Genomic DNA, 25,876 nt, shown 5'->3' with positions numbered 1-25,876 from the left:
CATACATGAACAGAATCGGCATTATCGGAGCAATGCAAATTGAAATAGATTTACTTTTAGAAAAGCTAGTAATACAAGAAGAACAGACAATAGCGGGAATGCCATTTTATATTGGAGAATTCATGGGAACAGAAGTAATTATTGCACGTTCTGGTGTAGGGAAAGTAAATGCAGCTGCATGTGCGCAAACATTAATTCATAAATTTAATGTAGACTCTATCATCAATACGGGCGTTGCTGGTGGATTACATCCAGATGTAAAAGTTGGTGATGTAGTTATTTCAACGAATGTTACCCATCATGATGTAAGTAAAAATCAAATGAAAAAATTATTCCCGTTTCAAGAGGAGTTTATTGCAAGTAAGGAATTGATAGAGTTAGCACGTAAAGCATGTAACAGTAATAGTTCAAATATTCAAGCTCACGAAGGAAGAATTGTAAGTGGTGAATGTTTTGTTGAAGATTCAAAGTTAAAGGCAAAATTAATAGATGAATACGCACCTCATTGTACAGAAATGGAAGGTGCAGCAATTGGACATGTTGCCTACATAAATGATATACCGTTTCTTGTTATACGATGTATTTCTGACAGTGCAGATGATGAAGCTCAAGTTTCTTATGATGATTTCGCGAAAACTGCTGCGAATTATTGCTCAGAAATTATTATTGAGATGCTTAAAAATATATCTGGTAAAACTATAGTCCAAAAGGAGAGATAGGAATGTTACAAGCATTAATTTTTGATATGGATGGAACATTATTTCAAACAGATAAAATTTTAGAATTATCGTTAGATGATACTTTTGATCACTTAAGATCACTTCAATTATGGGATACGGTAACACCGATTGAAAAATACCGTGAAATTATGGGTGTGCCGCTACCGAAAGTTTGGGAAGCTTTATTACCGGACCATTCTATTGAAATAAGAGAACAAACAGATGCATATTTTTTAGATAGACTAATTGAAAACATAAAAAGCGGAAAAGGCGCTTTATATCCAAATGTAAAAGAAATATTTACATATATAAAAGAAAATAATTGTTCAATTTACATTGCTAGTAATGGTTTGAAAGAATATTTACGAGCAATCGTAACGTATTATGCTTTAGACAAGTGGGTGACTGAAACGTTTAGTATTGAACAAATACAATCGCTAAATAAAGGTGACTTAGTTAAAAGTATTATGAACAAATATGATATAAAAGAGGCAGCGGTAGTTGGTGACCGGCTATCTGATATAAATGCAGCGAAAGACAACGGTTTACTTGCAGTTGGGTGCAATTTTGATTTTGCGCAAGAAGAGGAACTTGCTCAGGCTGATATAGTAATAGATGATTTAATAGAGTTAAAGCGGATACTGCCTGCTGTACAGAGATAAATAAAGTGTGTGCATTTTTTCCAAGTCCTATATGTCTTATTTTATGGAGGGAGTATGCTTAAAAATAATTTTAAAATTAGTAATATTCCTGCGGTTTTATGGGGAGAGAAGAGTGAAAAAGTTTTTATTGCAGTACATGGAAATATGTCAAATAAGGAAGATATAGTTATTCAAATATTAGCTGAAGAAGCCAATCAAAAAGGCTATCAAGTATTAAGCTTTGATTTACCTGAGCATGGAGAAAGAAAAAATGATAACACTCCTTGCAAAGTACAGTTTTGTGTTAGTGAATTATCTATAATTATGAACTACGCAAAAGTACATTGGAAAGAAATAAATGTGTTTGCATGTAGTATGGGAGCGTATTTTAGTCTTTTAGCTTATCAAAATGATGTGCTAGAAAAGGCATTATTTTTATCACCAGTAGTTAATATGGAACGAATTATCGAAAATATGATGAAATGGTTTAATGTAACACCGGAGCTTTTACAAAAAGAAATGACTATAGAGACACCTATTGGTCAAAAGTTATATTGGGATTATTTATGCTATGTAAAAGAGCATCCTATTAGTACATGGAATACAGATACATATATTATGTACGGAGCTAAGGATGAGCTGTGCGAATTTGAAACTATTAACTATTTTACAAAAAAACATCGTTGTGAATTAGAAGTTATGGAGACGGGTGAACATTACTTTCATACTGAAGAACAGTTGAAAATATTTGAACAGTGGTTACACAAGCATATCAATTAACAAATTATAATTTAACTTATACCTGTTAGAGAAGAATGGTGAATTTATAAACTGATATTATATTTGAGAGACATTATAAATGTATATGTATTCATTTAAGTAAACAGGTGCTTTAGTTCAATAAGAATTACACAACTTTAAAGAGCCTTACCACACACTAGATTGTAGCAAGGCTCTTATATTTTCATAATAAAATTAATTAACTGTATTATCGATTTACATATGAAGTGAAGTATATGCATACTATGAATTAAATAAAGTAACAACCATAAAAATGCTCAGAATAAATGATTCTCGAGCATTTTTATGTATTTTCGTACTTAGGGGGAATGGACTTGAAAGATATACATATTCAACAAATAGAAAATTTAATGGAATATGAATTCAGTCATCTCGTTCAAGACAGTGAAGAAGAAGGGTTTAATTTCCTTATAAGACTAATAAATGAATATAAACACAAAGTAAATGTATTCAATAAAACTGGAGAATGTTTATATGGTATTTTCCAAGGGGATATGTTAATCGGAGTTGGAGGTTTAAATAAAGATCCGTACACAAAAGACAATAAGATTGGGCGGTTGAGGAGATTTTATATTTCCAAGGATTATCGGCGTATAGGGTTAGGGAATTTATTATTAAATCAACTATTATGTCATGCGGAAAAGTATTTTGAAGTGATTGTTTTACATGCTGACACGAAGCAAGGGGATGTGTTTTATACTTCAAATGGATTTGTAAAAGGGGGATTATATAAGGGATCGAGTCACTACAAACTATTATAGAGATTGCTATCCAAAGAATAGCTACGGAAAGATATTTTCGTTGATAAATCGATATATTTTAAAAATCCCTGATATATATGAAGGTGCGACCCTTATATTAAAAACAACTTTTATAATTTCATTTACCAAATTGTTATTATAAAAAAGAGCACCTTAGCTTTTAAAATTTAGCTTATAAGGTGACTCCTTTTCATTCAATTACATTTTAACCTTCATTTGTTTCAATAATAATCCTGGTTTACCTTTTACATAATAAAAATGCGGATTATTTTCATCATCATAAAGCATAATATAAGGCTTTTCTTTTAGTGGGAGTAGTATAAGTATTTCGTCTATTGTAGTGTGTAACCATTGATTAGTAATAGAAACCGGCTTAGATAAAGGGATTTTTATCATATAGCCATCTTTTGGAACGACATTTAAGTTTTTAAATGGACCAGTAATTGATTTAGCGTATTGAACTGCTTCTTTTTGGATTACTGGATCTAAAGATTGTTTTTGAATGACCATTTCTTTTTGACAATCAAATACTTCAATTTGTTGATTTGTATTTGCGAACGCATTTGTTGATAATAGAAATAGAAGAAGAGAAATGACCCCGATTTTTTTTATCATAGTACAACACCTCACCATTACTATCCCCTCAAAAGCTTTAAATATTTTTCTGTCACATTCATGTAACAAAGATGTTGTATGATACAATTGGTTTTTGTTTAAAAGCAATGGAGGAAAAAATATGAAAGTTTTAATTGCAGATGACGAACAAGATATGTTAAGGATTTTAAAAGCTTATTTTGAAAAAGAAGGATTTGAAGTTTTTTTAGCAAAAGACGGGGAGGAAGCACTTCAAATATTTTATGATGAAAAAATTGATTTAGCTATTTTGGATTGGATGATGCCAAAACATAGTGGTATTACTGTCTGTCAGGAAATAAAAAAGAATTCAAGCGTAAAAGTATTAATGCTTACGGCGAAAAGTGAAAGTGAAGATGAATTAGCAGCGCTTCAAAGTGGGGCAGATGAGTACGTGAAAAAACCATTTCATCCAGGAGTACTAATTACGCGAGCGAAAAAACTTATTCAGCATGATGATATTATTCAAGTACAAGATGTAAAGATAAATTTCGCCAAAAATAAAGTATATAAAAATGATATAGAGTTAGAAATTACAAAAACAGAGCTCGAATTAATAAAATGCTTTTTAAATCATAAAGGAACAATTTTAACTCGTAAAAAATTGCTAGATATTGTCTGGGGATTTGACTATTTTGGAGAAGAGAGAACGGTTGATACACATGTAAGAAGGCTACGTAAAAAAATTGGAGAAAATATTATTAAGACGCATCGTGGGCTGGGTTATAGTTTGGAGGAACAAAGTGAATAAACTTGGGAAAAAGTTATTTTTAAGTATTTCTGCAACTGTTATTCTCATCTTTATGATTTCATTATTATTCATTAACAATCTCTTACCGAACTATAATATTTATAAAACACGTGAAAACTTAAATAAATTTACAACACAAATACAAAATACAACAGTGGAAAATATAGAGGATGTTATTCATACAATTGAAAGTGAAAATAACGTTACAATTGCGTATACGCCAATTAATCAGTCGGAAGATGCTATGAACGACGCGTTACGCATGCAACTTACGAAAAAGAAAGTAACGTTAAATAAGCTTTGGATTACGAAAGACGAAGTTATGAAAGTGAAGACGGAAGGGCAATCGAATAAACTGTACGATCAAGGAAAGGTAAAAGCGAGTTTTTTTGCTAAATATATTGCGAAAGATGATACGATAATTTTAATTGGGACTTCCATTGCGAATTCAAATGAAATTATAAATACGTTAAATACATTTTACTTATATATCCTATGTTTCTCGCTCCTTCTTATTATTTTACTTGTGTGGATACTTTCAAAAATAATAACGACACCACTGAAAGAGTTAAGTGATGTGGCTCAGGATATTTCACATTTGCAGTTTAAAAGAACGAAAGTGAAAACGAATGATGAAATAGGAGAGTTGGCCAATAGTATTAATATCATGAGTGAAAAACTACATGAAGCACATCAAGACTTAACTGATCGTAATGAACATTTAAAACGATTTATGGGTGATGTAACGCATGAATTAAAGACACCGATCGCATTAGTAAAAGCATACTCTATGGGGATTAAAGATGGATTAGATGATGGGACTTATGTAGATACAATTATTAAACAAACAGATCAAATATCAAACTTAATTGAAGAACTATTACGATTTTCTAAACTAGAAAGAGATATTTTACAAAAAGAAGAATTCCCCATTGCACCACTGGTTCAGAGTATATTAGATAAGCATCAGATTGAACTGGATTCGAAAGAAATTAACTTGCAAGTAAATTGTAATGCGGGCGATACAATCGTTTATGCAGATTTAAATAAAATGAGAATGGTGTTTCAAAATTTAATTTCTAATGCGATAAAATATACAGCAAATCAAAACATAATAATTACATTAGAAGATAGAAATAAAAGTATATATTTCCAAATAAAAAATGGCATTCCTACGGATAAAATTAAGGATATCGAGAAAATTTGGGAGCCTTTTTATGTACTAGAATCTTCTCGTAGTAAAGAAAAATCAGGTACAGGATTAGGTTTAGCGATAGTGAAAAGTATTTTAGAAAGGCATGGTTTTGAATATGGAGTTTCCTCTATAGATGGAGAAATTCAATTTTATATAAATGTGAAAAAGGACTAATGAAAATATTAGTCCTTTTTGCAGCTTTAGAGATTAGCGATACAGGATGAATCACCATAATTTTCAAAATTGATGTATTAAATGGAGAATTAGCAAATGTTCTACTTTCATTAAATTCACGTGAAGTTCACAGGAAAACGTTATATTTACATAGTTATATTTGAATTTAATGAAGTGAGGTATTCAGATTTGAAAAGAAAGAAATTAGTAATTGGTAGCATTTTAATGGGTATGACGTTATCTTTATCTGCATGTGGTTCATCAGATAATATTGTAACGACAAAATCAGGAAGCATTTCAGAAAGTGATTTTAACAAAAAATTAAAAGAAAACTACGGTAAACAGAATTTATCTGAAATGGTAGTAGAAAAAGTATTACATGATAAATATAAAGTTACGGATGAAGAGGTAACGAAACAACTAAAAGAATTAAAAGACAAGATGGGCGATAATTTTAATACATATATGGAATCCAATGGTGTGAAAAATGAAGATCAGTTGAAAGAGAAATTAAAGCTTACTTTTGCTTTTGAAAAAGCTATTAAAGCAACCGTAACGGAAAAAGATATTAAAGATCATTATAAGCCAAAGCTTCAAGTTAGCCATATTTTAGTAAAAGATGAAAAGACAGCAAAAGAAATTAAAGAAAAATTAAATAGTGGCGAAGATTTCGCGGCATTGGCTAAACAATATTCAGAGGATCCAGGTTCTAAAGAAAAAGGTGGGGAACTATCTGAATTTGGACCTGGTATGATGGTGAAAGAATTTGAGGATGCTGCGTATAAGTTAGAAGTTGGTCAATTGAGTGAACCTGTTAAATCTTCTTTCGGATATCATATTATTAAGCTAACGGATAAAAAAGAGCTTAAACCGTATGAGGAAGAGAAAGAGAATATTCGTAAAGAATTAGAACAGCAACGTATACAAGATCCTCAATTCCATCAACAAGTTACTAGAGAACTGCTTAAAAATGCAGATATAAAGGTATCTGATAAAGACTTGAAAGATACCTTTAAAGAGTTAGAAAAATAATAAATGGAATGTAAGGCAAGCGATAGAAATATCGGTTGTCTTTTTCTCTATTTATCCCGCTATTTGCCGGGCAGTAAGACCCCACCTCAAAATTCAGCGAAAGCAAAGAAGTGGCCCTGCTGATCGTAAACGCCCAATTGGTGAGGGCTGATTAAAGTTTCACGTTATAAAGAAGGAGGAAGTGGGAAAATAATTTCACACCTCTATTAAATTTTACTTAATAAGAAATCTTTGAGTTTCTCAACTTTTATATAAAAATAAAACTGAATTTTCAGTTATTTTGTTATATAGTAAAAGAGAACGAATAAGGGGAGGGAATATTTTGAGTAAAAAGAAAATGGCAATTACACTGTCAGCAATGCTATCTGCAACAATTATACCTAGCTTTACTATGGATGTGCATGCAGAGAAGAAGGAAGAGACTAAAAGTACGAAAATTGAATTAGAAAATGGGATGACAAAACCGATTTATTCTCTCGATGAAGCTATTATCGAAAATTTATATGTAGAGACAGAAGTTGATAGTGATCGAGACGGTAAGAAAGACAGAGTATCGATAAAAGTTATGCGTCCAAAAACAGATCCGAATGTGAAAGTTCCTGTTATTTATGAAATGAGTCCATATCGATCTGGATTAAAAGATGTTCCTGTATATAATGTAGATGAAGAATTGTATGCGTATGAAGGAAAACCGTATGGAGCGGTTAATCTTGGTTCGTATGGGAACTATTACGTGCCAAGAGGTTATGCAGTTATTCTAGGCGAAAGTATCGGTACTGGAAAATCAGATGGATGCCCTACAACTGGAGATGAACAAGAGATACTCGGGACAAAATCTGTTATTGATTGGGTAAACGGTCGCGCGAAAGCATTTACAGAACAGGGTGAGGAAGTTCAGGCAAATTGGTCTACAGGAAATGTAGGTATGACTGGAGTTTCTTATAATGGTACATTACCAAATGCTGTTGCGACTACTGGAGTTGAAGGTTTAAAAACAATTATTCCAATCGCAGCAATTAGTAGTTGGTATGATTATTATCGTGCAAATGGTGCAGTCATTGCTCCAGGCGGATATCAAGGGGAAGATACAGATAATATGGCAGAAGCAGTACTGACAAGGGAAAACCCTGAAGTTTGCGGACAAGTTATAAAAGAGTTAACGGCTGGACAAGACCGAAAAACAGGTAATTATAATGATTTTTGGGATAAACGTAACTATGTAAAAGATGCTAAAAATGTAAAAGCGAGTGTATTTGTTGTTCATGGTTTAAACGATTGGAATGTTAAAACAAAACAGTTCGCGCAATGGTGGGAAGCACTTGGAGAAAATAATGTTCCGCGTAAAATGTGGCTACATCAAGGTGGTCATGGTGGGACATCAAGTAATAGCTGGCAGCAAACACAAAATAAATGGTTAGATTATTGGTTATACGGGATTGAAAATGGAATTATGGATGAACCAATGGTTGATGTGCAAAGAGAAAATAAAACGTGGCAAAAGATAAAAAATTGGCCAGATCCATCAGCTGTACCTTCAAAAATCCGTATGTATTTAAGTAATAAATTAGTCAATTTGCCATTAAGTATGGGATCGGCTAATAAAGTTTTCTCATTCTTAGATGATGCACAAATGAAATCAAACCAATTAGTAGCAAACCCAGAATTAGAAGTAGCAAATCGATTAGTATATACAATGCCTGTACTGCAAAAAGATACGCGTATAAGTGGTACACCAAAGATTTCAATTACAGGAAATATTGATCGATCTGTATCAAATTTAACAGCATTACTTGTTGACTATGGAGGAGCGAAGCCGGAAATCGTAACGAGAGGCTGGATGGATCCACAAAACGTAAAGAGTATAGAAAATTCAACAGCGATTCAAGCGGGCAAAGATTATACATTTACATGGGACATGCAGCCAGATGATTATGTATTTAAAGTGGGGCATCAAATCGGAGTTGTTTTAATTGCAAGTGATTATGATTATACAATTAGACCGAAAGCTGGCACGAAACTTACAGTGAAATTAAGTGAAGTGACATTGCCGATTGTGAAATAAATATTTTTTCTAAAGAGCTTACTAAAGTAAGCTCTTTAATTTGTAGTCTGAATTTTTAATTTTTATATTTCAAATTGGAAGGTTATGTAATACAATATCATTATATTCTATGGAAAGTGAGTGATATATTATGACAGTCAGCTCTTTCGAAATATCATTAAAATCAGAGGTGCAGGAAGATTAGTTGAATTGAAATCTTCCGTACGTAAAAACGGAGGAGAAAATAAATGTTTAGCTTTTATAGTACACTTTGTACAGAACTGTATGATTACACAAAACCAGTCGGTTATTCTTTAAATGGTGATATTGAGTATTACAAAAAACGTTTAAAAGATTGTAGAGGAAGAATCCTCGAAGCCGCAGTAGGTTCAGGACGTGTCATCATTCCGCTTCTAGAGGCTGGTTTTAAAGTGGATGGGATAGATTATTCACCTGAAATGCTAGATTCTTGCCGTAAGCGCTGTAAAGAGAGAGGCTTACATCCTAATTTATATGAAGGAAGCTTGCAACAATTTTCACTTCCGCATAAATATGACGCAATTATCATTCCTACTGGATCTTTTTGTTTAATTGAAAATCGTGTGGATTCTATAAATGCATTGAAATGTTTTTATGAACATCTTAATCCAGATGGACGATTAATCGTAGATATTATGCTTCCGCATGACTGGAAGACTGGGGAAATTCATACATCGACTTTCTCTTTGCCGAGTGGAGACGGAATCACATTAGAAAATAAATCAATTGAAATAGATTGGCTGAACCAAGTTACTGTGTCATATTTGAAATATGAAAAGTGGAGTAAAGGACAGTTAGTACAAACAGAATTGCAACGCTTTGCGCTGCGCTGGTATGGAATAGAAGAGTTTAAACTTCTTTTAGAAAGTATAGGTTTCTCTAATATTACTTGCTCTGCTGAATATGATTATGAAAAAGAACCGTCAAATGCAAATCAAATGATTACTTTTGAAGCTGTGCGAAAAGAATAGAACTAAAACTATGAATAAAAAATAAGGCAATCGATTTAAAATCGGCTGCCTTATTTTTTATTTTATGTAATGGTTTATAGAGAAAGATTGGAGGGAAATAAATGAAACTTATATTAATATTTGGCCCACAAGCAGTTGGAAAAATGACAGTGGGGCAAGAATTAGCAACATTAACCGGTTTAAAACTTTTTCATAACCACATGACAATTGATTTAGTAAGTCCAATTTTTGATTACAGTACGAAAGAAGCAAAAAGGCTAGTAAGTTTATTTCGTTTTCGTTGTCCAAGCATTTTCCTATTAATTACATATACTATTTATGTTAAAGTCGGCTACTATTTTATATAGGGCTGTTATTTTCCTATAAATGCTATTTTAGTGAAGTGGGAGGAATCAATTTGGAAAACGTAGAACAAGATAGAATTGAAAATCAAGTGTATTCAAATCGTGTAGTAAGATCAGAATTTGATTCGAATTGGGAAACTTGTATATCAAAGAGTGGTTATGTAATTTATGTAGCAACAAGTAATAATGCTGAAGTAATAGTGCTTCTTGCAGATGGTTCAAGTAAATTATTAATTTTCGAAAAAGGCGGTAAAGTAGTAGTTGGTGGCGGTGGAACAAGTCATTACAGTAAGCCGCATATTGCAAGAAATATTTAAGATAGAACATGTTAATTAAGAAGAAGCTGGAAAACGGTTGTCATTCATGTTTAGGGCATGATAGACGAACCGTTTTTTATTTGTTTATAAATTTAGAAGAACTTCATTGATTACAAATACATCAGGATGAGCAGCGAAATTAGAAGAAAACTTGGCGGCTAATGGTACAAAATATTATGTAGGTTTGCAAGAATCTTATAAGCGATATAAAAAAGCATTTCCTATTTGGGGAAACACTACTTCTATGTTATAGTATAATAGTGTTTTTAGATGGTGCTATTTTAATATATTTATAATTTTGTTATGTATTATTTTTATATTAAATAAGCGTCTAAAGTATTTTTTTATATAAGGAGTAATAATTAGAGAAATGAAAAATATAGACTTTATACTAGAAAGTGATGAGGCATTAAAACCGTCTGAACGATTAGTACTATTATTATTAGAGAAGCATAGAATGCTATATACGAACGATCTATTGGCATTATCAAATTTATCATATAAAACATTAACAGATTCATTAACGGCGCTAGTTTTAAAATCGTATGTGTTAAAGGAAACAGGTAAGGGAAGAAGACAGAATTGCTATAGATTAGTATGATAAGGCAGCTGTTTTAGAGACTTTTACATATGTTTTTTCAATCGTAAGGTGGAAGTGTGTTTTTTGTTTTCAAACGAAAAATTTACTATAAGAGGGTTTAAGATAGTATCGTTTCATTTTTGTAAATGTAATTATTTCATCATTGAAAATACAAAAATAAAATAAACAGTATAAAAAAGAAATAAAAAAACAATCCATTTTAAAAAGGGATTGTTTTTTTTATTGGAATAATATTATTTGATATGTTGAAAGCATAAATAGCAGAATAAACATTACCTGTTTTAGTTCATGAAACTGAACAAATATGATGAAAACTATGTGTATAGTTTTTTGCTTGCTTTTTCAGTAACTCTAATGAAATCATGGTCTTCATTGTTTAAAGGCAGTATTTTTAACATTATTGCTATTCAGCCATTAAGCACAAAAAAGTAATATATATAATATTATTATGTAAACTTAAGATTTTAAAAGGAAAATATAATAATTAATAGAACATGTAGAAGGAGATGCTTAAATATTTTGAAGGATGGGAGATTATTATGGAGCATTTACAATCAATAGCACAAGCTGTGATAAGTGGTAATAAGGAAAAAGTAGTGAAGTTTATAAAGGCGAGTCCAAGTATTGTTAACGAATGTAGTGAAGATGGCTGGACACCACTTCATTTAGCAGCTTATTTTGGACAGAAAGAAATAGCGAGTTGTCTTTTAGAAAGCGGTGCAGATTTACATAATAGAGCGAAAAACGAAAATGAAAATACACCTTTGCAAGCGGCAATTGCGAACAAGCAAAGTGAACTTGTCGCTTTCTTAATTGAAAAAGGATCAGATGTAAATATTATGCAAAGTGGTGGCTGGACAGGACTCCACGAAGCAGCATTATTAGGAAATGAAGAAATAATTATGTTGCTCCTTAAAAATGGAGCTAATAAGATGATTAAGAAAAATGATGGGAAAACAGCGTATGATATTGCATTAGAAAAAGGATATAATCACCTTTTACATCATTTGAAACAGGAAGTGAACTTATGATGAATAAATGGAGTGTTGGTATATTTTTATTTAATGAAGTAGAAGTGTTAGACTTTGCAGGGCCATTTGAAGTTTTTTCTGTGACTGAGGTGAATGGAGAAAAAACATTTACTGTTTATACAGTTAGCGAGAATGGGGAAATGATTACAGCAAGGAATGGATTGAAGGTACAGCCAGATTATAGTATTGAAAATTTACCACCAGTGGATATTTTAATAATTCCGGGTGGACTAGGTGCTAGAAAATATGAAATGAAAAATGAAATAGTAATAAAATGGATTCGCCAACAAATGAAAGAAGTAAAGCTGATGACTTCAGTTTGTACAGGAGCGCTATTACTGGCGAAAGCAGGTTTACTGGAAGGTTTAAAAGCAACAACACATTGGGCTAGTATTGAAAAGTTTAAAAATGAGTTTCAAAATGTTGAAGTTATAGAAAATGTAAAGTTTGTAGATGAAGGACATATTATAACATCTGCCGGAATTTCAGCTGGAATTAATATGGCATTTCATATTGTGAAAAACTTGTTAGGTGTGCATGTTGCGGAGGACACAGCGAAGCGAATGGAGTATGATATTAGTTTGCCAAATTAAAAAGCCCGGATTGGGCTTTTTATATTGAATGAATATAGTTAAGCTCTTCATCACTCAAAATAGGGCGAACAGATGCATTTGCATTTTCTTGTGCTTGTGTTCCTGTTTTTGCACCAGGAATTACAACACTTACTGCCGGATGAGAGAGTACATAGCGAAGTGCAAGTTGCCCTAGGGTCTGATTTTTATTTGAGAGCAGCCGAAGTTTCTCTACGGTTTGTAAGTCTTCTTGAAACCAAGTTTCATTTGGCCAATCTTTGCGTAAATCTCCATCTGGAAAAATTGTTTTATTTGTGAATTTTCCAGTTAAAATGCCCATTTTTAATGGACCACGAATAACAGCTCCTAGATTTTTCTCTTGTAAGAATGGTAATATATCTTTTTCTGGTTTTCGATTTAATATATTGTAATCAAGTTGTACGATATCAATTTCGTTGTTGTTATTGAAATGATGAATGTATTGTAAATCATGAGTCGAAACACCGACTGCTCTTACTTTGCCATCACGTTTTAATATGTCAAATGCATGTAGAAATGCTTCTGTTTCTCTACGATTATGCCACCAAATATGACAAAAATAAAGATCAATATAATCTGTTTGAAGACGTTGTAAACTTGTTTCGAATACGGCGATGATTTTTTCGGGAGTATCATATACAGGAACTCCATTAGGGTCGTAGTGATGTCCGATTAAACCACCTTTCGTTGATAGGATAATATCATTACGATGTCCTTTAATCGCGGTAGCTACCAACTTTTCACTATGTCCTAAACCATACACATCCGCAGTATCAATAAAATTCACACCACACTCAATTGCTTTTTTTATAGCGGTTATAGATTGTTTATCGTTAACAGGTCCCCATTCATCACCACCGATTGCCCATGCGCCAAAACCTATTTCAGAAACAGTTATTCCAGTTTTACCTAATGTGCGGTAATACATATTCCCCCTCCTTGTAAGCATGTTATAACATGGATATGTGGGGAAGGAATTTTGTGTGTGAAAAAACTCTTCTACAATAGTAGAAAAAGAATTACAGAAACTACTATTTTATAGCAGCATGTATAAAAAAAATCGGTGTAAATATGGAAATGTCGTCGAATGCTATCTTTAATTGGTTAATTTATGGGATATTTTTGTGAAGGAGTTTATTTTATAAGAATAGAATTTAGTTTAGTAAGAAAACGTGCCGATGGTAGTGAAAAATATGGGTTAGGGGGATTTGAATGAGGAAACTCGAGCGAGTAAATGTTCCTAATATACCAGAGCAATTATCACAACCTAGTGACAAGCGTAGGATAAATAAAAAGAAGTTAAGGCGACTTATTTTAATGGTCCTTTTTATTGCGGCAACTACTCTATATGTTCAATATATTTTAACGAAACAACAAGAAGTAATTGATAAAAAGAAAGATACGATTACGGATCAAAAGAAGCAATTAGTATCTTTAAAGAAAGATAAAGATTCTTTAAAGACTAACATAGAAAATTTAACAGACGATGAGGAAGAAATTTTGAAGTTAGCGAGAAAAGAGTATCAATTTTCTAAGTCAAATGAAACTATATTTGTGATGCCAAAGTAATAAAAACAGTTAGCCATTGAACTGCACCCCCAATTGTTAGACACCGTCTAACAATTGGGGGTGCAGTTTTTTATGTATGAATGTCATGGTACAAGGAACAATCACATATTGTAGAAATGAAGAGTTTAAGCTATTTTCATAAATATGGAATATGCACTAAAATAAATGTTGTTAAAATTCTGTCAATTATATTATAATACAAGGTAAGCGGATACATTTTTTAATCAACGTTGAGTTCCTCGCTCATACGACTATTAAGAAACCCGTTATCCTCGTATAAGAAAGGAAGATAGCTGTGTACGCCTCAAATACAATTTATATCGTAGGGGATGCGAAAGCACCTCAAAATAATCCCATTACTGAAAAGTTTAAAAGCTATTTCGTAGCATTTATACTTGTTAAGGATACAGGGGAAATTGTAGATGCAGACTGCTCAGCGACAATTGCATTAACATCTCAATTTGTTAAATATTTATTTCTACATAAAAATATAAATGACCCGGCGTTAGTAATGGAAGTAAAGAACCGATATTTCGGTTCTTCTCAAAAAGCGTTACTTGTAGCGCTAAAAGATGCACAGAAAAAATATAATCAGATTGCTGCTTTGTCTACTCAATCATAGACAAAATCCAGCCGTAAGAATCATTCTTATGGCTGGATTTTTTTATTTCACATTATCGTCCTACATCAAAAGCAAACGAAAATAAAGTAGAGAGATAGGAGAGTAAATGCCCAATGGGTTTACCTAATAATCCGTGGGTATAAATCTCCGGTGGATTAAAATTTCACTTCATTGGAGAACGAAAGGATGAACAAAATGAAAATTACAGATGTAAAAGTAAATCGTAGACGTGTAAAACTGCATACACCGTTTAAAACCGCGCTTCGTACTGTAACCGAAATTGAAAGTATAGATGTTTATATTCATACAGACGAAGGAGTGATTGGTAAGGGGGCTGCAGCCGCAACGCCAGTTATTACGGGGGATTTCACCAGCGGAATGGAAGAAGCGATTTTAGGGCCGATGCGTTCATGTTTAATTGGTCAAAATATCATTCAATTTCAGCAGTTACTACAGCGCATTCAAATGAGTTGTATTGGAAATTCAAGTGCAAAAGCAGCGGTAGATATCGCTTTATATGATGTATATTGCCAATATCAAAATGTGCCGTTATATGCATTGTTAGGCGGGAAGAAAGAAATTCATACCGATATTACAGTGAGTGTAGATGAGCCTGTATTAATGGCAAAAGAAGCGAAGAAACATATAGAAAAAGGATTTCAAACATTAAAGATTAAAGTGGGTAAAGAGGCGCATTTAGATTTGGAACGTATTGAGGCAATTCGAAATGTGGTACCAAGAAATACGACATTACGTTTAGATGCGAATCAAGGTTGGAGTCCAAAAGAAGCGGTCTCTATCATTCAAGAGATGGAAAATCGTAATTTAAATATAGAATTTATTGAACAACCAGTACACGCGAAAGATTGGGATGGGTTAAAGTACGTCAAAGATCGTGTGCAAACGCCAATTATGGCCGATGAAAGTATATTTTCAGCAAGTGACGCATTAAAGCTCGTTCAAGGAAGATATGCAGACTTCATTAATATTAAATTAATGAAATGTGGTGGCATACGTGAAGCATGGCGTATTGCTGATATCGCAGAAACAGCTGGTGTGAAGTGTATGGTGGGCAGCATGATGGAGTCTTCACTTTCCGTTAGTGCTGTTGCGCATTTAGCGGCAGCGCATCCTAATATTCTTTATTTTGATCTTGATGCACCGCTTTGGTTAATGGAAGAGCCAGAAGGAATGACTTATTCTGGATCAAAGGTAAACCTTCAATCGACAGTGAATAGTAAATCTTAGGAGAAGAGACAAGTAAACTATCTTTTAAGGGGGATATATATGAAAAAAGTAGGAACTGCATTTTTAACAACTTTATTTATATTTTCATCGTTTACATCGGCAAATGCTGAAGAAAAGAAGGATAATAAAGCATTTATAGATGTATCTGCTGCAACGTTATGGACAGCACCTGATTCATTAAGACCAATCGATACACCGAGTGCAACAAATCCAGTGGATCTATGGAAATGGACGAAATCAATGACACTTGACGAGAAACTATGGTTAACAAATGCAAATAAATTAGAAACACAAGCTTTACTCGGTCAAGAAGTAACTGTTATTGATAAGAAAGGCGAATGGGTGAAGGTATTAGTGCATGGACAGCCAACACCACGAAATGAAGAAGGTTATCCGGGCTGGATGCCTGAAAAACAATTAACATATAATCAAGAATTTGCAGATAAAACAAATGAACCTTTTGTCTTAATAACCAAACCAACAGCGATTTTATATATAAATCCTTCTGAAAAACATAAATCACTTGAAGTCAGTTATAATACAAGACTGCCGCTATTAAGTGAAGACACAATTTCATACCGTGTATTGTTGCCAAATGGTCAGAAAGCATGGCTACGAAAAAATGATGGAACAGTTTACCGATCTCAAACTGATATTCCAACTCCGGCGGCCGATGATTTAATTAACACAGGGAAAATGTTTTTAGGCTTACCGTATATATGGGCTGGTACAAGTGGTTTTGGATTTGATTGCTCTGGCTTCACACATACGATCTATAAATCGCACGGCATTACAATTCCGCGAGATTCTGGACCGCAATCAAGAGCAGGGGTTGCAGTTGATAAAGAAAATCTACAAAAAGGAGATTTAATTTTCTTTGCACATGATCAAGGGAAAGGTAGTGTCCATCACGTTGCAATGTATATTGGTGATGGCAATATGATTCACTCACCAAGAGCTGAAAGGTCGGTAGAGATTATACCGCTAAATACACCAGGATATATAGAAGAATACGCTGGTGCTCGTCGTTACTTACCTTAAAAATAGAAGGGGGTTTTTAAATGAAAAAAGTTGTTCGTTACTCATTAGTTAGTACTCTATTAGTTTCTTCATTTTTAGTTGGTTGCGCAAAAGAAAAAACTGCAACAAAGCCGAAAGATGAGAAGAAAGTATTACAGTTACTAGAAACAGGTGAAATTCCGTCGTTAAATTCAGGGAAAGTAACAGATGCAGTCTCGTTTAACGTTTTGAATAACGTAATGGAAGGACTATTTCGTCTATCGAAAAATGATGAAGTAATTGAAGCCGGCGCACAAAAATATGAAGTGAGTAAAGATGGAAAAACATATACATTCCAATTGCGTGATGCGAAATGGTCTAACGGAGAGCCAGTAACCGCTCATGATTACGTATACGCTTGGAAGGAATTGGTAAATCCAGATACTGCTTCTCAATATGCATACATTGCGTACGATGTAAAAAATGCTGAGAAAATAAATAAAAAACAACTAGGTCTAGATGAATTAGGAGTAAAAGCGAAGGATGATAAAACATTCGTCGTAGAGCTAGAACATCCTGTACCGTATTTTACGAAATTATTAATTTTACCATCCTTCTATCCAATTAACGAAAAATATGCGAAAGAGCAAGGTGATAAATATGGATTAGAAGCAAATAAAGCGGTATATAATGGACCGTTTACATTATCAGAGTGGAAGCATGAAGCTAGCTTTACAATGAAGAAAAACGATAAGTATTGGGATAAAAAAGAAGTGAAGTTAGATGAAGTAAACTATCAAATTGTAAAAGAAATTTCAACTGCGGTAAATTTATATGAAACAGATAAAGTTGATAGAGCTGTTATTTCTACAGAATTCGTAGATAAATATAAAAATAATAAAGAGTTAAAACAATATACAGATCCAGTTATGTACTTCTTCCGATTTAATGAAAATGTACCGATTCTTAAAAATAAAAATGCACGTCTTGCGCTAAGTACAGTTTTTGATAAGAAGGGACTCGCAGATTCATTTTTAAATGATGGATCGGTTGCAGCAAACTATTACGTACCAAAAGGATTTTTAAAGGGCCCAGATAAGAAAGATTTTAGAAGTACGGCTGGTGAGTTTAATAAGACAAATGTAAAACAGGCGAAGGAATATTGGGAGAAAGCAAAACAAGAGACAGGTACAAATGAAGTGACGTTAGAACTATTAAATTATGACTTGGAAAACTTTAAAAAAGTTGGAGAGTACATTAAAGAGCAGCTTGAGAAAAACTTACCAGGATTAAAAGTGAATGTGAAATTACAACCACATACGCAAAAATTAGCACTTGAGAAGAAGAAAGAATATGAAATGTCGTTATCACGCTGGTTACCAGATTATCCAGATCCAATGACTTACTTAGAAGTATTCCTTTCTGGAAGTAGCGTCAATAATACAGAATATGCAAACCCAGAATATGATGCGTTAATTAAGAAGATTAAAACAGAATTAGGTAATGATGAAAAGGCTCGCTGGAAAGCAATGCAAGATGCTGAAAAAATGCTACTGGATGATGCGGTAATTGCTCCAGTATTCCAGCGCGGATTATCTTACTTACAAAAACCCTATGTGAAAGATTTATATGTACATCAATTTGGTCCAGCTACAAGTTTAAAATGGGCAGATGTACAAAAATAAAGTGATGGAGAAACAGACTTCATGTATGTGATAGTCTGTTTTTCTCATTTAAAGTTAGAAAAATAGTTCATGGTATAATTTATTAGTCTGTAAACAGTATTTGGAGGGGAAATGATGTCTATGTTTGAAGAAGAGAAAGTAATTTATACAAAAAGATTATTTATGAGGAAACCAATTGTAGAAGATATTAATCAGTTTTATAACATATTAAAAAAAGATACTGTTGGCAAATGGTTGGCTAAATCAAGAGGAATGTCGAAGGAAGAAACAAATGATTATATTGGGCAACTTATCTTACATTGGGAACAGTATGACTTCGGGGTATGGTTGTTATTTAATAGTAAAACAGGAAAGCTTTTAGGACATTGTGGTTTAAGAACGGTAGAGGAAACAGGTGAAATAGAAATTATGTATCTCCTTGACCCAGAACATTGGAGGAATGGGTATGCATTAGAAGCAGCAGAGGCTTCCATTAAATATGCAATAGAGACTTTGAATGTAACAAGAATAATTGCTAGAGTTAAAGTAGCAAATGAGAGCTCGAAAAAACTTTTACGAAAGCTCGGGTTTATATATACTCATGAAGTTAATCATAGCGGGCGTTTATTATCATATTTTGAACTTCATACATCATCCGAAGAATTCTAGACATTTCATATGTTTTTTTATTGTTAAAAAATAAAATTATTAATGAAATTCCAGTGTGAAATTTATGTAGAATCTTGTATAATTAACGTGTTTCTATGGAAACATTTTCTTGTGCTATTTATATAGGACTTAATAGACCAAGTAAGGAAATACATACATGTATATAATAGATAAATAGAATGGAACATGTATAGAGAAAAAGGAGAGAAAAGATGACGTGTCAAAAACAAGGGTTACAATTTAATAACGATAGAAAGAGGGACAGAAGATGAAAATGAAGCATGCTTTTGGTCCTATAATTTTAGCGTGTGTGCTTTTTTTCATTATCATTCTAATCCCATCGAAAAGTTTAGTATCGCTTATTAGTGATAAGAAGGTAGAAGATGCGGCAACTTCTTTACAAAAAGAGAAATTACAAAGTGTTTTCTTACAGCAAAAAATGTTAGAGAATTCACAGTATTTACCGATGTACGGTTCATCAGAATTTTTACGAATGGATGCATATCATCCGTCTAATTATTTCAAAGTAAACCCAGCTGGTTTTACACCGTTTTTAATTGGAACTGGTGGTACACAAAGTTTAGCTCATATTTTAAATATGACATCTACTATGGATGAATTAGAAGGTAAAAAAGTAGTCTTTGTTCTTTCACCACAATGGTTTACAAAGACTGGTGTATCACAAGGGGATTTCACTAATAATTTCTCCAAACAACAAGCATATCATTTTATTTTTAATGATGAGATAAATCCAGAAATGAAGAAGCAAATCGCGAAACGGCTATTAGATTATAAAGTTGTTCAAGAAGATGATATATTAAAAAATTCATTAGAAGGTATTGTATATAATGATTCGAAACATAACATAAAAGCAGGGTTAGTTAAACCACTTGCTTATATGCATCGAAATATTTTAGATCATAGAGATTTATTTAACTCTTTATTTAAAATCGAACCGATGAAAGAGAAAACAAATATCGGACTTCGTTCAATTTCTTGGGAAGACGCACGTAAACACGCAGAACAAGAAGGGAAAGCTGAATCTACTACAAATACATTCGGAATTGAAAATCCGTATTATCATAAGAATAATTTGAAGAAAAAACTAAAAGGTTTAAAAAACTTTAGAGCAAATGAAACATATGATGAATCACCAGAATACGGTGATTTACAAATTATTTTAGAGTTATTTAAAGAGAAAAATGTCAAACCACTCTTTATTTCTGTACCTGTAAATGGGCCTTGGTATGATTATACTGGCTTCCCGAAAGAACGCCGTGAAGTGTATTATAAAAAGGTTCGAGAACAGGTTGAGAAAGCAGGATATCCAGTAATTGATTTCTCTGGTCATGAATATGATAAGTATTTCTTAAAAGATACGATTCATTTGGGCTGGAAAGGTTGGATTTATTTTGATGAAGCAGTGCAGAAATTTTATTCTGAGAAATAAAGTATAGAAATCGGAATGGCTATGAGCCGTTCCAATTTTTTTAGTATAGAGGATTTTGGTGAGGACAATTTGGGAATGCATGTATATCTTGAATCTGTCTATAATCATAATGTTTCATTGCAAACTGAGCTTGATAAAGGTATTCATACACATATAATTGACCATCATGCGCTGAACATAATACACCAGAAGTTCCTTGCCCATTTATGAAGGAAATGCCGATAGGGCGTCCGATTAAGTACGGTATTTTTTGCTGCCAATGCATAGGGGAATCACTCCTTTTTGAGATAATATACGAAAGAAATGATTGAATGGTTGCTTATCCATGTAAATGTAGATGGAAAGGTGTTATATAATTCCTGAAGATTAATATAAATAAAAAACCGCTATAATTCTGAATTTATAGCGGCTTTTTTATATTCTTAAGCAAGATTTTTACGCTTTTTTGTCCATTTTTTTATAACGAAGTATAAAAGTATAAGTACGACGCCACCAATTGCGAATGATTTCACATACGGACCAGCAATATCATTTATATTCTCCCAATTTTCACCTAGTTTTTCACCTAAATAAATGAAAATAATAGACCAAGGGATAATCGCAAGTGCTGTTAATGTAGTGAAACGTAGTAATGGCATTTTTGTAATACCAGCAGGAATTGAAATCGCATGACGCACTACTGGAATGAAGCGTGCTGTAAAAATGACGCCAGTTCCGTAACGATTAAACCAATCTTCTGCAGCATCTATTTGTTTTTTATGTATGAAAATATATTTTCCGTAACGTTCTAATATAGGGCGTCCGCCGTATCGTCCAAGCCAATAAATAAAGATTTGGGCAATAACACCGCCAATTGTACCGAATACAACAGCGCCTATAAATGAGATACTTCCATTGAATACTAAGTATCCTGCATAAGCAAGGACAATTTCACTTGGGATAATTTCAATCATAAGTCCAAGCATAATGCCCCAATAACCTAATCCTTCAAAAAACGTTAATACTGAATGAATAAAACTACTTAACATTGTTGCACCTTCTAGTTTATGAATTTTTGAGTATAAGAACCTTTTATTTAATGACGTAAAAGGTTCACTATATGTAGATTATACCTTATTTACATAGGGGATTGCTATTTCAATTCTTTTATGTCTCTCATAATTATTATAGTAAAAGATATAAGCCGCGTTTTCATGAAGGGTTAATGAAAAGATTATTAAAAATTTCTCATAAAAAAATAGAAGCATTTCTGCTCCTATTTTTTAAGGCTTCACATCTAAGTTCTGTAAAAATAAAGTTGCTGTTACGTAACGCTTTGCTAACATTTGTACATATGCGGTATGTACAGAAAGGGTCGCAATAATAATAGCGTTACGAATTGCTTCGCGTTGTTCGTTATTAATTTGATCGAACTTGCTTGCGATTTTATCAGCTTTTTCTTTTACGATGTTTTCAATTGTATGAACGGTATCTGTTGCATTTAATTGTAAGCAATTCCCTTGATTGAGTTCTTCAAATAGAGAAGAGTATGCTACATATAAATGAACAGGATTGATTAAATCATCACTTCGATCGGCTGGGTCATTTACAATAAGGCGTAATAGCTTACGAATGGATTCAAAATCAAGTGCTGTTTTTAAATCTTCGACAATAAATAGTAAGGCTGCTTGTTCAATTGAATATTTTTTCCCTTTTTGAGGAGAGCCAATCATTTCTTTTATATCTCGTTTCACCCAGTTTTGCATAGCAGTTACAGAGAAACTTGTGTTTTCAATCTGATTGCCAAGCGCAACTATTTCATTTAAAGAAAAACCGACATCAGTATCGTCAATTTTAATCAGCTTTTCAAAAATAGGTGAAAGTGCGGTAGTAATAAAAGCTGTAACGCTTTGTCCGCTTTCAATATCTTTTTTATGTGACTTTGCCCAAGCTTCTTGTAAAATACCGAGAGGCTTTTTCGTATTCCATCCTCTTAGTGATAGAAGAAGGGTAGCCATTTCGTTTCGTGTGAGATGAAATGTTTCCATCTTTTCACCTCCAAAATAATAAAAAGTTCTTATGAACTTATAATATGTTTTGTTTCATTTAAAGTCAATTCTGTTTTGCTTAATTTTTCCTTTGTGACCAAACTGTTGAAAGTAAATAATACTTGCATATTTCGACAAAAGTTCATATAATAAGTTCATAAGAACCTTTAAAATGTTCTTAAAAACAAATCTATCATTCTGAATTTACTAGAAAGATAGATTTCACATATATCTATATAAAAGGAGAATGGATATAATATGTTGAAAAAACTTGTAGCAGTAATGACAGCATTCATGGTTATCTTTGGGGCTAGCAGCTTTATGTTCGTAGATCATGCAGCAGCGAAAAGTTACAAATCTGGTAAAAAATCATTTACACCAAGTTCAGGTCAAAAGTCAAAAGTTGATTTAAACAAAAAAGACTCAAATGTAAATTCTCAAAAAACGACTCCAGATTCAAAAACGAAAGCAACAAACACGGCACCAAAAAGTAATAAAGGAAGCTTTATGAAAGGTTTATTACTAGGTGGTCTTGGTGGTTTACTAATGGGTAGCTTATTTGCAAATATGGGAGCTCTTGGTTCTGTATTAGCGTTTATGGTAAATATGTTAGTAATGGCTGGTATCGTAATGTTAGCAGTTCGTGCATTTAAATACTTCAAAGACCAACGTAAGAAGAAAGCAGATGAAGTAGCATGGAAACAATAAAAATTTCTGAACAAGAGCTTATAAATGCGCTTTGCGTATATATAGCTGAAAAAAGACAAGTGGGTCCAGAAGAAGTGTTAGTTGAACTCATGTATGATGACGACTACGGTTTCTCTGCGGAAGTAGAGGTAAATGGTCGCCAGCAAATTTTAATTCAAGCAAACTTAATCGAAGCTTTACGCTTATTGCTTGACAGAGAATATAATGTCAATCCATTCGCAGCGAGATTACAACTTGAATTAGATGATGAAGAAGGCATTTACGCATTAGCGAAATTTAATAACTCAGATGACTAGAAAAAAGAGCTGTTGAGAATAATCTCAACAGCTCTTTTTAGTATGTGCATATGTAGAAGAATAATCACGCCAAATTTCATTCATTTTTCGTCTACCGATATCTAGCATAGGATTAAACTGAATTGTAGCTTTCTGACGAACAAAGTGAACGTTTTGAATGGCGTGAGATAATTGTTGGTCGACTATATCAGGTTTTTTACTTGCATATTTAGCAATAGATAGACCTGCAACTGTTCCTTGCGCCATCGCAATTTTTCCGCTTTCAATGCCTGTAATATTGCCAGCTACAAATAAACCGGGAAGAGGGGTTTCCATTGCTTCAGAATGGAGAGGAACGTGTCCACCTAATTCTGAAATGTAATGGAAGGGACAACCAGCTACAGCTGCAAGTTCGGCAAGTGGGTATAATCCCCCGGCAATACATACAAAATCTGCTTCATATATTTTCTCTGTTCCATTAATAACATTTCCTTTAGAGTCAATATTAGCAATACGTACACCTTCAACTTGATCTGTTCCGATAATTTCAAGAGCTGCTTTCCGAAGGTGAAGTGGCGTTCCGTTTATTTTCATTCCGCTGTTTGGATAGAATGTTAATCCAGCTTTTCGAATCCAATCATATTTCATAAAGTGGCTACCTATTCGTAAAATAGCAGAAGGAGCGAGATGTGCTGCATTTAAAAGAGAGTTTAAAACTTCTTCAGGTTCACCAGCTTTTTGACTTAACTCGCTTTTTTCAGGGAGTACAATATGATCTACTTTAATTCCCGCTAATTGCAATTCACTTAAAATGGCGAAAGACAAAATGTTAGCACCAATAATAATTCCTTTTTTTCCAACTTGCACGCGATGAACATTTGTCATAACTTGAGCTGCTCCAATTGACATCACTCCTGGAAGTGTCCAGCCAGGAAGGGGAATAGAATATTCCGCAGCTCCAGTAGCAAGTAGTACGAAAGGAGCTTCTAACGTACCGATATTAGTATGTACAAACCAATTGTTTTCATCTCTATCTAAATTATAGACCGAAACACCGCACCTGATATGTACTGAAAGTGATTCTGCTTCTTCATGAAGTCGCTTCGATTCTTCTATTCCGTTCCACCATTCTCCAGTAGGCTCTTGATGCAACTGTCCTAACAATCTCCCGCCCAGCTTCATAAATTCATCAATAACGAGCACTTTTAGTCCGAAACGAGCACAAGAGATAGAAGCAGATAATCCCGCTGGCCCTGCACCTATAATAATTACATCACTCATCGCTTTTTCACCATCTCTCTCACGATATTCGGATGCTGTTTCCCGCTTTCAACAACCATGTTTTCTTCTACAACAGTTAAGCATGCGCGTACATTTGTTTGATTATTTACTGTCACGCGGCATTCGGAACAGTGCCCGATATTACAATAAATACCTCGCGGTGTTCCGCTATCTTCATGAACTCTTAATGTCCTTATTCCATTTGCTAACAGGGCAGCAGCTATCGTTTCATGTTCATATGCTTCGTATTGATGACCGTTAAATTGAAAGGTAATATGCTCACTACTTTGTAAAGTACCTAAAATAGGGTGATGTGTAATTCTACTCATTTACTTTCACCTACTGATCCAAAAGTAACTGCACGTATTGGTGGTTGATATTTTAACGGTAGTTCATTAAGAGTTACGTCAGGATTCACATTTTCAATCATTCGATCTATCATTATTCTGCATGTGCGACCACCGCAAAATCCCATGCCAGCACGTGTTCTTAATTTTAATTCTCTTGCCGAGCAGTTATATTCAGCAATTGTCGATTGAAGTTGCCCATATGTAACCTCTTCACAACGACAAACGATTAAGTTGTTTTTATTTGTCATGTGTATTCCTCCTCTAGTTCGATTTTCACAAATTATACATGCAAAAATCATGCCAATATAGAGGAGGGAGAGAGGGCTACCTGTAAACGCCTGATCGGTGCATA

At 33.3% G+C, this 25,876-nt stretch carries 30 protein-coding genes and 1 pseudogene; 23 read left to right on the top strand and 8 right to left on the bottom strand.

What is annotated here, in order from left to right; all coding sequences use genetic code 11:
• The first annotated feature begins 5 nt into the window (after nucleotides 1-5).
• From DN399_RS14045 to DN399_RS14030, 4 genes are all read left to right on the top strand, one after another.
• The gene (locus tag DN399_RS14045; protein ID WP_001079720.1) at nucleotides 6-719 is read left to right on the top strand and encodes a 5'-methylthioadenosine/adenosylhomocysteine nucleosidase; all 714 of its coding nucleotides are present in this window, start codon (nucleotides 6-8) and stop codon (nucleotides 717-719) included.
• A gap of 2 nt (nucleotides 720-721) precedes the next feature.
• Complete coding sequence (locus DN399_RS14040; protein ID WP_006922102.1) at nucleotides 722-1,381, top strand: HAD hydrolase-like protein; 660 nt, start codon at nucleotides 722-724, stop codon at nucleotides 1,379-1,381.
• Nucleotides 1,382-1,435: 54 nt separating this feature from the next.
• A complete protein-coding gene (locus tag DN399_RS14035) occupies nucleotides 1,436-2,140 on the top strand; it encodes an alpha/beta hydrolase (RefSeq protein WP_000916870.1) in 705 nt (234 codons plus the stop codon).
• 287 nt (nucleotides 2,141-2,427) lie between these two features.
• Nucleotides 2,428-2,922 (top strand): GNAT family N-acetyltransferase, encoded by a 495-nt coding sequence (locus tag DN399_RS14030; protein WP_116344779.1) that lies wholly within the window; start codon nucleotides 2,428-2,430, stop codon nucleotides 2,920-2,922.
• Nucleotides 2,923-3,120: 198 nt separating this feature from the next.
• Here DN399_RS14030 and DN399_RS14025 read toward each other — a convergent pair whose 3' ends face one another.
• Nucleotides 3,121-3,537, bottom strand: coding sequence for a hypothetical protein (locus DN399_RS14025; protein WP_006922097.1), 417 nt, complete (start codon nucleotides 3,535-3,537; stop codon nucleotides 3,121-3,123).
• Nucleotides 3,538-3,658: 121 nt separating this feature from the next.
• On the opposite strand from DN399_RS14025, the gene DN399_RS14020 reads away from it, so the two are divergent.
• The 10 genes and pseudogenes from DN399_RS14020 to DN399_RS13975 all read left to right on the top strand — a co-directional run bounded on the left by DN399_RS14020 (nucleotide 3,659) and on the right by DN399_RS13975 (nucleotide 12,644).
• The gene (locus DN399_RS14020; RefSeq protein ID WP_000865970.1) at nucleotides 3,659-4,306 is read left to right on the top strand and encodes a response regulator transcription factor; all 648 of its coding nucleotides are present in this window, start codon (nucleotides 3,659-3,661) and stop codon (nucleotides 4,304-4,306) included.
• Nucleotides 4,299-5,675 carry a sensor histidine kinase gene (locus tag DN399_RS14015; protein ID WP_149149714.1) on the top strand — a complete coding sequence of 459 codons (1,377 nt, stop codon included), beginning with the start codon at nucleotides 4,299-4,301 and terminating at the stop codon, nucleotides 5,673-5,675. The genes DN399_RS14020 and DN399_RS14015 overlap by 8 nt, the downstream gene beginning before the upstream one ends.
• 189 nt (nucleotides 5,676-5,864) lie before the next feature.
• Nucleotides 5,865-6,707: a peptidylprolyl isomerase PrsA gene (locus DN399_RS14010; RefSeq protein ID WP_002204764.1), complete on the top strand. Its 843-nt coding sequence runs from the start codon at nucleotides 5,865-5,867 to the stop codon at nucleotides 6,705-6,707.
• A 322-nt stretch (nucleotides 6,708-7,029) separates the two neighbouring features.
• The gene (locus tag DN399_RS14005) at nucleotides 7,030-8,769 is read left to right on the top strand and encodes a Xaa-Pro dipeptidyl-peptidase (RefSeq protein WP_025709514.1); all 1,740 of its coding nucleotides are present in this window, start codon (nucleotides 7,030-7,032) and stop codon (nucleotides 8,767-8,769) included.
• Between the two features lie 227 nt (nucleotides 8,770-8,996).
• Entirely contained in the window at nucleotides 8,997-9,758 is a 762-nt protein-coding gene (locus DN399_RS14000; RefSeq protein ID WP_000490927.1) for a class I SAM-dependent methyltransferase, read from the top strand.
• Nucleotides 9,759-9,859: 101 nt separating this feature from the next.
• Nucleotides 9,860-10,033: pseudogene (locus tag DN399_RS13995) on the top strand (DEAD/DEAH box helicase family protein); the annotation flags it as partial.
• A gap of 122 nt (nucleotides 10,034-10,155) precedes the next feature.
• Nucleotides 10,156-10,419 (top strand): hypothetical protein, encoded by a 264-nt coding sequence (locus tag DN399_RS13990; RefSeq protein WP_000432429.1) that lies wholly within the window; start codon nucleotides 10,156-10,158, stop codon nucleotides 10,417-10,419.
• A 370-nt stretch (nucleotides 10,420-10,789) separates the two neighbouring features.
• Nucleotides 10,790-11,020 carry a hypothetical protein gene (locus tag DN399_RS13985; RefSeq protein ID WP_000789031.1) on the top strand — a complete coding sequence of 77 codons (231 nt, stop codon included), beginning with the start codon at nucleotides 10,790-10,792 and terminating at the stop codon, nucleotides 11,018-11,020.
• 539 nt (nucleotides 11,021-11,559) lie between these two features.
• Nucleotides 11,560-12,051 carry an ankyrin repeat domain-containing protein gene (locus DN399_RS13980; RefSeq protein WP_149149713.1) on the top strand — a complete coding sequence of 164 codons (492 nt, stop codon included), beginning with the start codon at nucleotides 11,560-11,562 and terminating at the stop codon, nucleotides 12,049-12,051.
• Nucleotides 12,048-12,644, top strand: a complete 597-nt coding sequence (locus DN399_RS13975) for a DJ-1/PfpI family protein (protein ID WP_006921875.1) — start codon at nucleotides 12,048-12,050, stop codon at nucleotides 12,642-12,644. Before DN399_RS13980 ends, DN399_RS13975 begins: the two co-directional genes overlap by 4 nt.
• Before the next feature lie 19 nt (nucleotides 12,645-12,663).
• Here DN399_RS13975 and DN399_RS13970 read toward each other — a convergent pair whose 3' ends face one another.
• A complete protein-coding gene (locus DN399_RS13970; RefSeq protein WP_006921876.1) occupies nucleotides 12,664-13,590 on the bottom strand; it encodes an aldo/keto reductase in 927 nt (308 codons plus the stop codon).
• Nucleotides 13,591-13,874: 284 nt separating this feature from the next.
• On the opposite strand from DN399_RS13970, the gene DN399_RS13965 reads away from it, so the two are divergent.
• The 7 genes from DN399_RS13965 to dltD all read left to right on the top strand — a co-directional run bounded on the left by DN399_RS13965 (nucleotide 13,875) and on the right by dltD (nucleotide 20,883).
• Nucleotides 13,875-14,231 carry an FtsB family cell division protein gene (locus DN399_RS13965; protein WP_001228371.1) on the top strand — a complete coding sequence of 119 codons (357 nt, stop codon included), beginning with the start codon at nucleotides 13,875-13,877 and terminating at the stop codon, nucleotides 14,229-14,231.
• 295 nt (nucleotides 14,232-14,526) lie between these two features.
• Nucleotides 14,527-14,853 carry a DUF3870 domain-containing protein gene (locus tag DN399_RS13960; RefSeq protein ID WP_000271312.1) on the top strand — a complete coding sequence of 109 codons (327 nt, stop codon included), beginning with the start codon at nucleotides 14,527-14,529 and terminating at the stop codon, nucleotides 14,851-14,853.
• A 186-nt stretch (nucleotides 14,854-15,039) separates the two neighbouring features.
• The gene (locus tag DN399_RS13955; protein WP_149149712.1) at nucleotides 15,040-16,101 is read left to right on the top strand and encodes a dipeptide epimerase; all 1,062 of its coding nucleotides are present in this window, start codon (nucleotides 15,040-15,042) and stop codon (nucleotides 16,099-16,101) included.
• A 39-nt stretch (nucleotides 16,102-16,140) separates the two neighbouring features.
• Entirely contained in the window at nucleotides 16,141-17,142 is a 1,002-nt protein-coding gene (locus DN399_RS13950; RefSeq protein WP_006921880.1) for a C40 family peptidase, read from the top strand.
• A gap of 20 nt (nucleotides 17,143-17,162) precedes the next feature.
• Nucleotides 17,163-18,785 carry a peptide ABC transporter substrate-binding protein gene (locus tag DN399_RS13945; RefSeq protein WP_149149711.1) on the top strand — a complete coding sequence of 541 codons (1,623 nt, stop codon included), beginning with the start codon at nucleotides 17,163-17,165 and terminating at the stop codon, nucleotides 18,783-18,785.
• 114 nt (nucleotides 18,786-18,899) lie between these two features.
• Nucleotides 18,900-19,433 carry a GNAT family N-acetyltransferase gene (locus DN399_RS13940; protein WP_000061618.1) on the top strand — a complete coding sequence of 178 codons (534 nt, stop codon included), beginning with the start codon at nucleotides 18,900-18,902 and terminating at the stop codon, nucleotides 19,431-19,433.
• 268 nt (nucleotides 19,434-19,701) lie between these two features.
• Entirely contained in the window at nucleotides 19,702-20,883 is a 1,182-nt protein-coding gene (dltD, locus tag DN399_RS13935) for a D-alanyl-lipoteichoic acid biosynthesis protein DltD (RefSeq protein ID WP_000782297.1), read from the top strand.
• Nucleotides 20,884-20,923: 40 nt separating this feature from the next.
• Here the strand turns inward: dltD and DN399_RS13930 are convergent, their stop codons facing one another.
• The 3 genes from DN399_RS13930 to DN399_RS13920 all read right to left on the bottom strand — a co-directional run bounded on the left by DN399_RS13930 (nucleotide 20,924) and on the right by DN399_RS13920 (nucleotide 22,910).
• Nucleotides 20,924-21,148, bottom strand: coding sequence for a hypothetical protein (locus tag DN399_RS13930; protein WP_000558689.1), 225 nt, complete (start codon nucleotides 21,146-21,148; stop codon nucleotides 20,924-20,926).
• 157 nt (nucleotides 21,149-21,305) lie between these two features.
• Entirely contained in the window at nucleotides 21,306-21,911 is a 606-nt protein-coding gene (gene uptA, locus DN399_RS13925) for an undecaprenyl phosphate transporter UptA (RefSeq protein ID WP_000952913.1), read from the bottom strand.
• A 234-nt stretch (nucleotides 21,912-22,145) separates the two neighbouring features.
• Entirely contained in the window at nucleotides 22,146-22,910 is a 765-nt protein-coding gene (locus DN399_RS13920; RefSeq protein ID WP_000447231.1) for a DUF1836 domain-containing protein, read from the bottom strand.
• A gap of 258 nt (nucleotides 22,911-23,168) precedes the next feature.
• Between DN399_RS13920 and DN399_RS13915 the strand changes: the two genes are divergently transcribed.
• A complete protein-coding gene (locus tag DN399_RS13915) occupies nucleotides 23,169-23,618 on the top strand; it encodes a hypothetical protein (protein WP_000914478.1) in 450 nt (149 codons plus the stop codon).
• The gene (locus DN399_RS13910; protein WP_000447758.1) at nucleotides 23,606-23,914 is read left to right on the top strand and encodes a YxcD family protein; all 309 of its coding nucleotides are present in this window, start codon (nucleotides 23,606-23,608) and stop codon (nucleotides 23,912-23,914) included. Before DN399_RS13915 ends, DN399_RS13910 begins: the two co-directional genes overlap by 13 nt.
• A gap of 24 nt (nucleotides 23,915-23,938) precedes the next feature.
• Here the strand turns inward: DN399_RS13910 and DN399_RS13905 are convergent, their stop codons facing one another.
• The 3 genes from DN399_RS13905 to DN399_RS13895 are packed head-to-tail and all read right to left on the bottom strand — an operon-like array spanning nucleotide 23,939 to nucleotide 25,772.
• On the bottom strand, nucleotides 23,939-25,174 hold the full coding sequence (locus tag DN399_RS13905; RefSeq protein ID WP_149149710.1) for an NAD(P)/FAD-dependent oxidoreductase: 1,236 nt from the start codon (nucleotides 25,172-25,174) through the stop codon (nucleotides 23,939-23,941).
• A complete protein-coding gene (locus tag DN399_RS13900; protein ID WP_149149709.1) occupies nucleotides 25,171-25,503 on the bottom strand; it encodes a (2Fe-2S)-binding protein in 333 nt (110 codons plus the stop codon). The genes DN399_RS13905 and DN399_RS13900 overlap by 4 nt, the downstream gene beginning before the upstream one ends.
• Entirely contained in the window at nucleotides 25,500-25,772 is a 273-nt protein-coding gene (locus DN399_RS13895; RefSeq protein WP_000182620.1) for a (2Fe-2S)-binding protein, read from the bottom strand. The genes DN399_RS13900 and DN399_RS13895 overlap by 4 nt, the downstream gene beginning before the upstream one ends.
• Nucleotides 25,773-25,876 lie beyond the last annotated feature (104 nt).

It is taken from the genome of Bacillus sp. AR4-2 (genome assembly GCF_008274865.1).
Taxonomy (GTDB): Bacteria; Bacillota; Bacilli; order Bacillales; family Bacillaceae_G; genus Bacillus_A; species Bacillus_A cereus.
The sequence above is the reverse complement of the archived record's forward strand: the minus strand, read 5'-3'. Positions and strand labels throughout refer to the sequence as shown.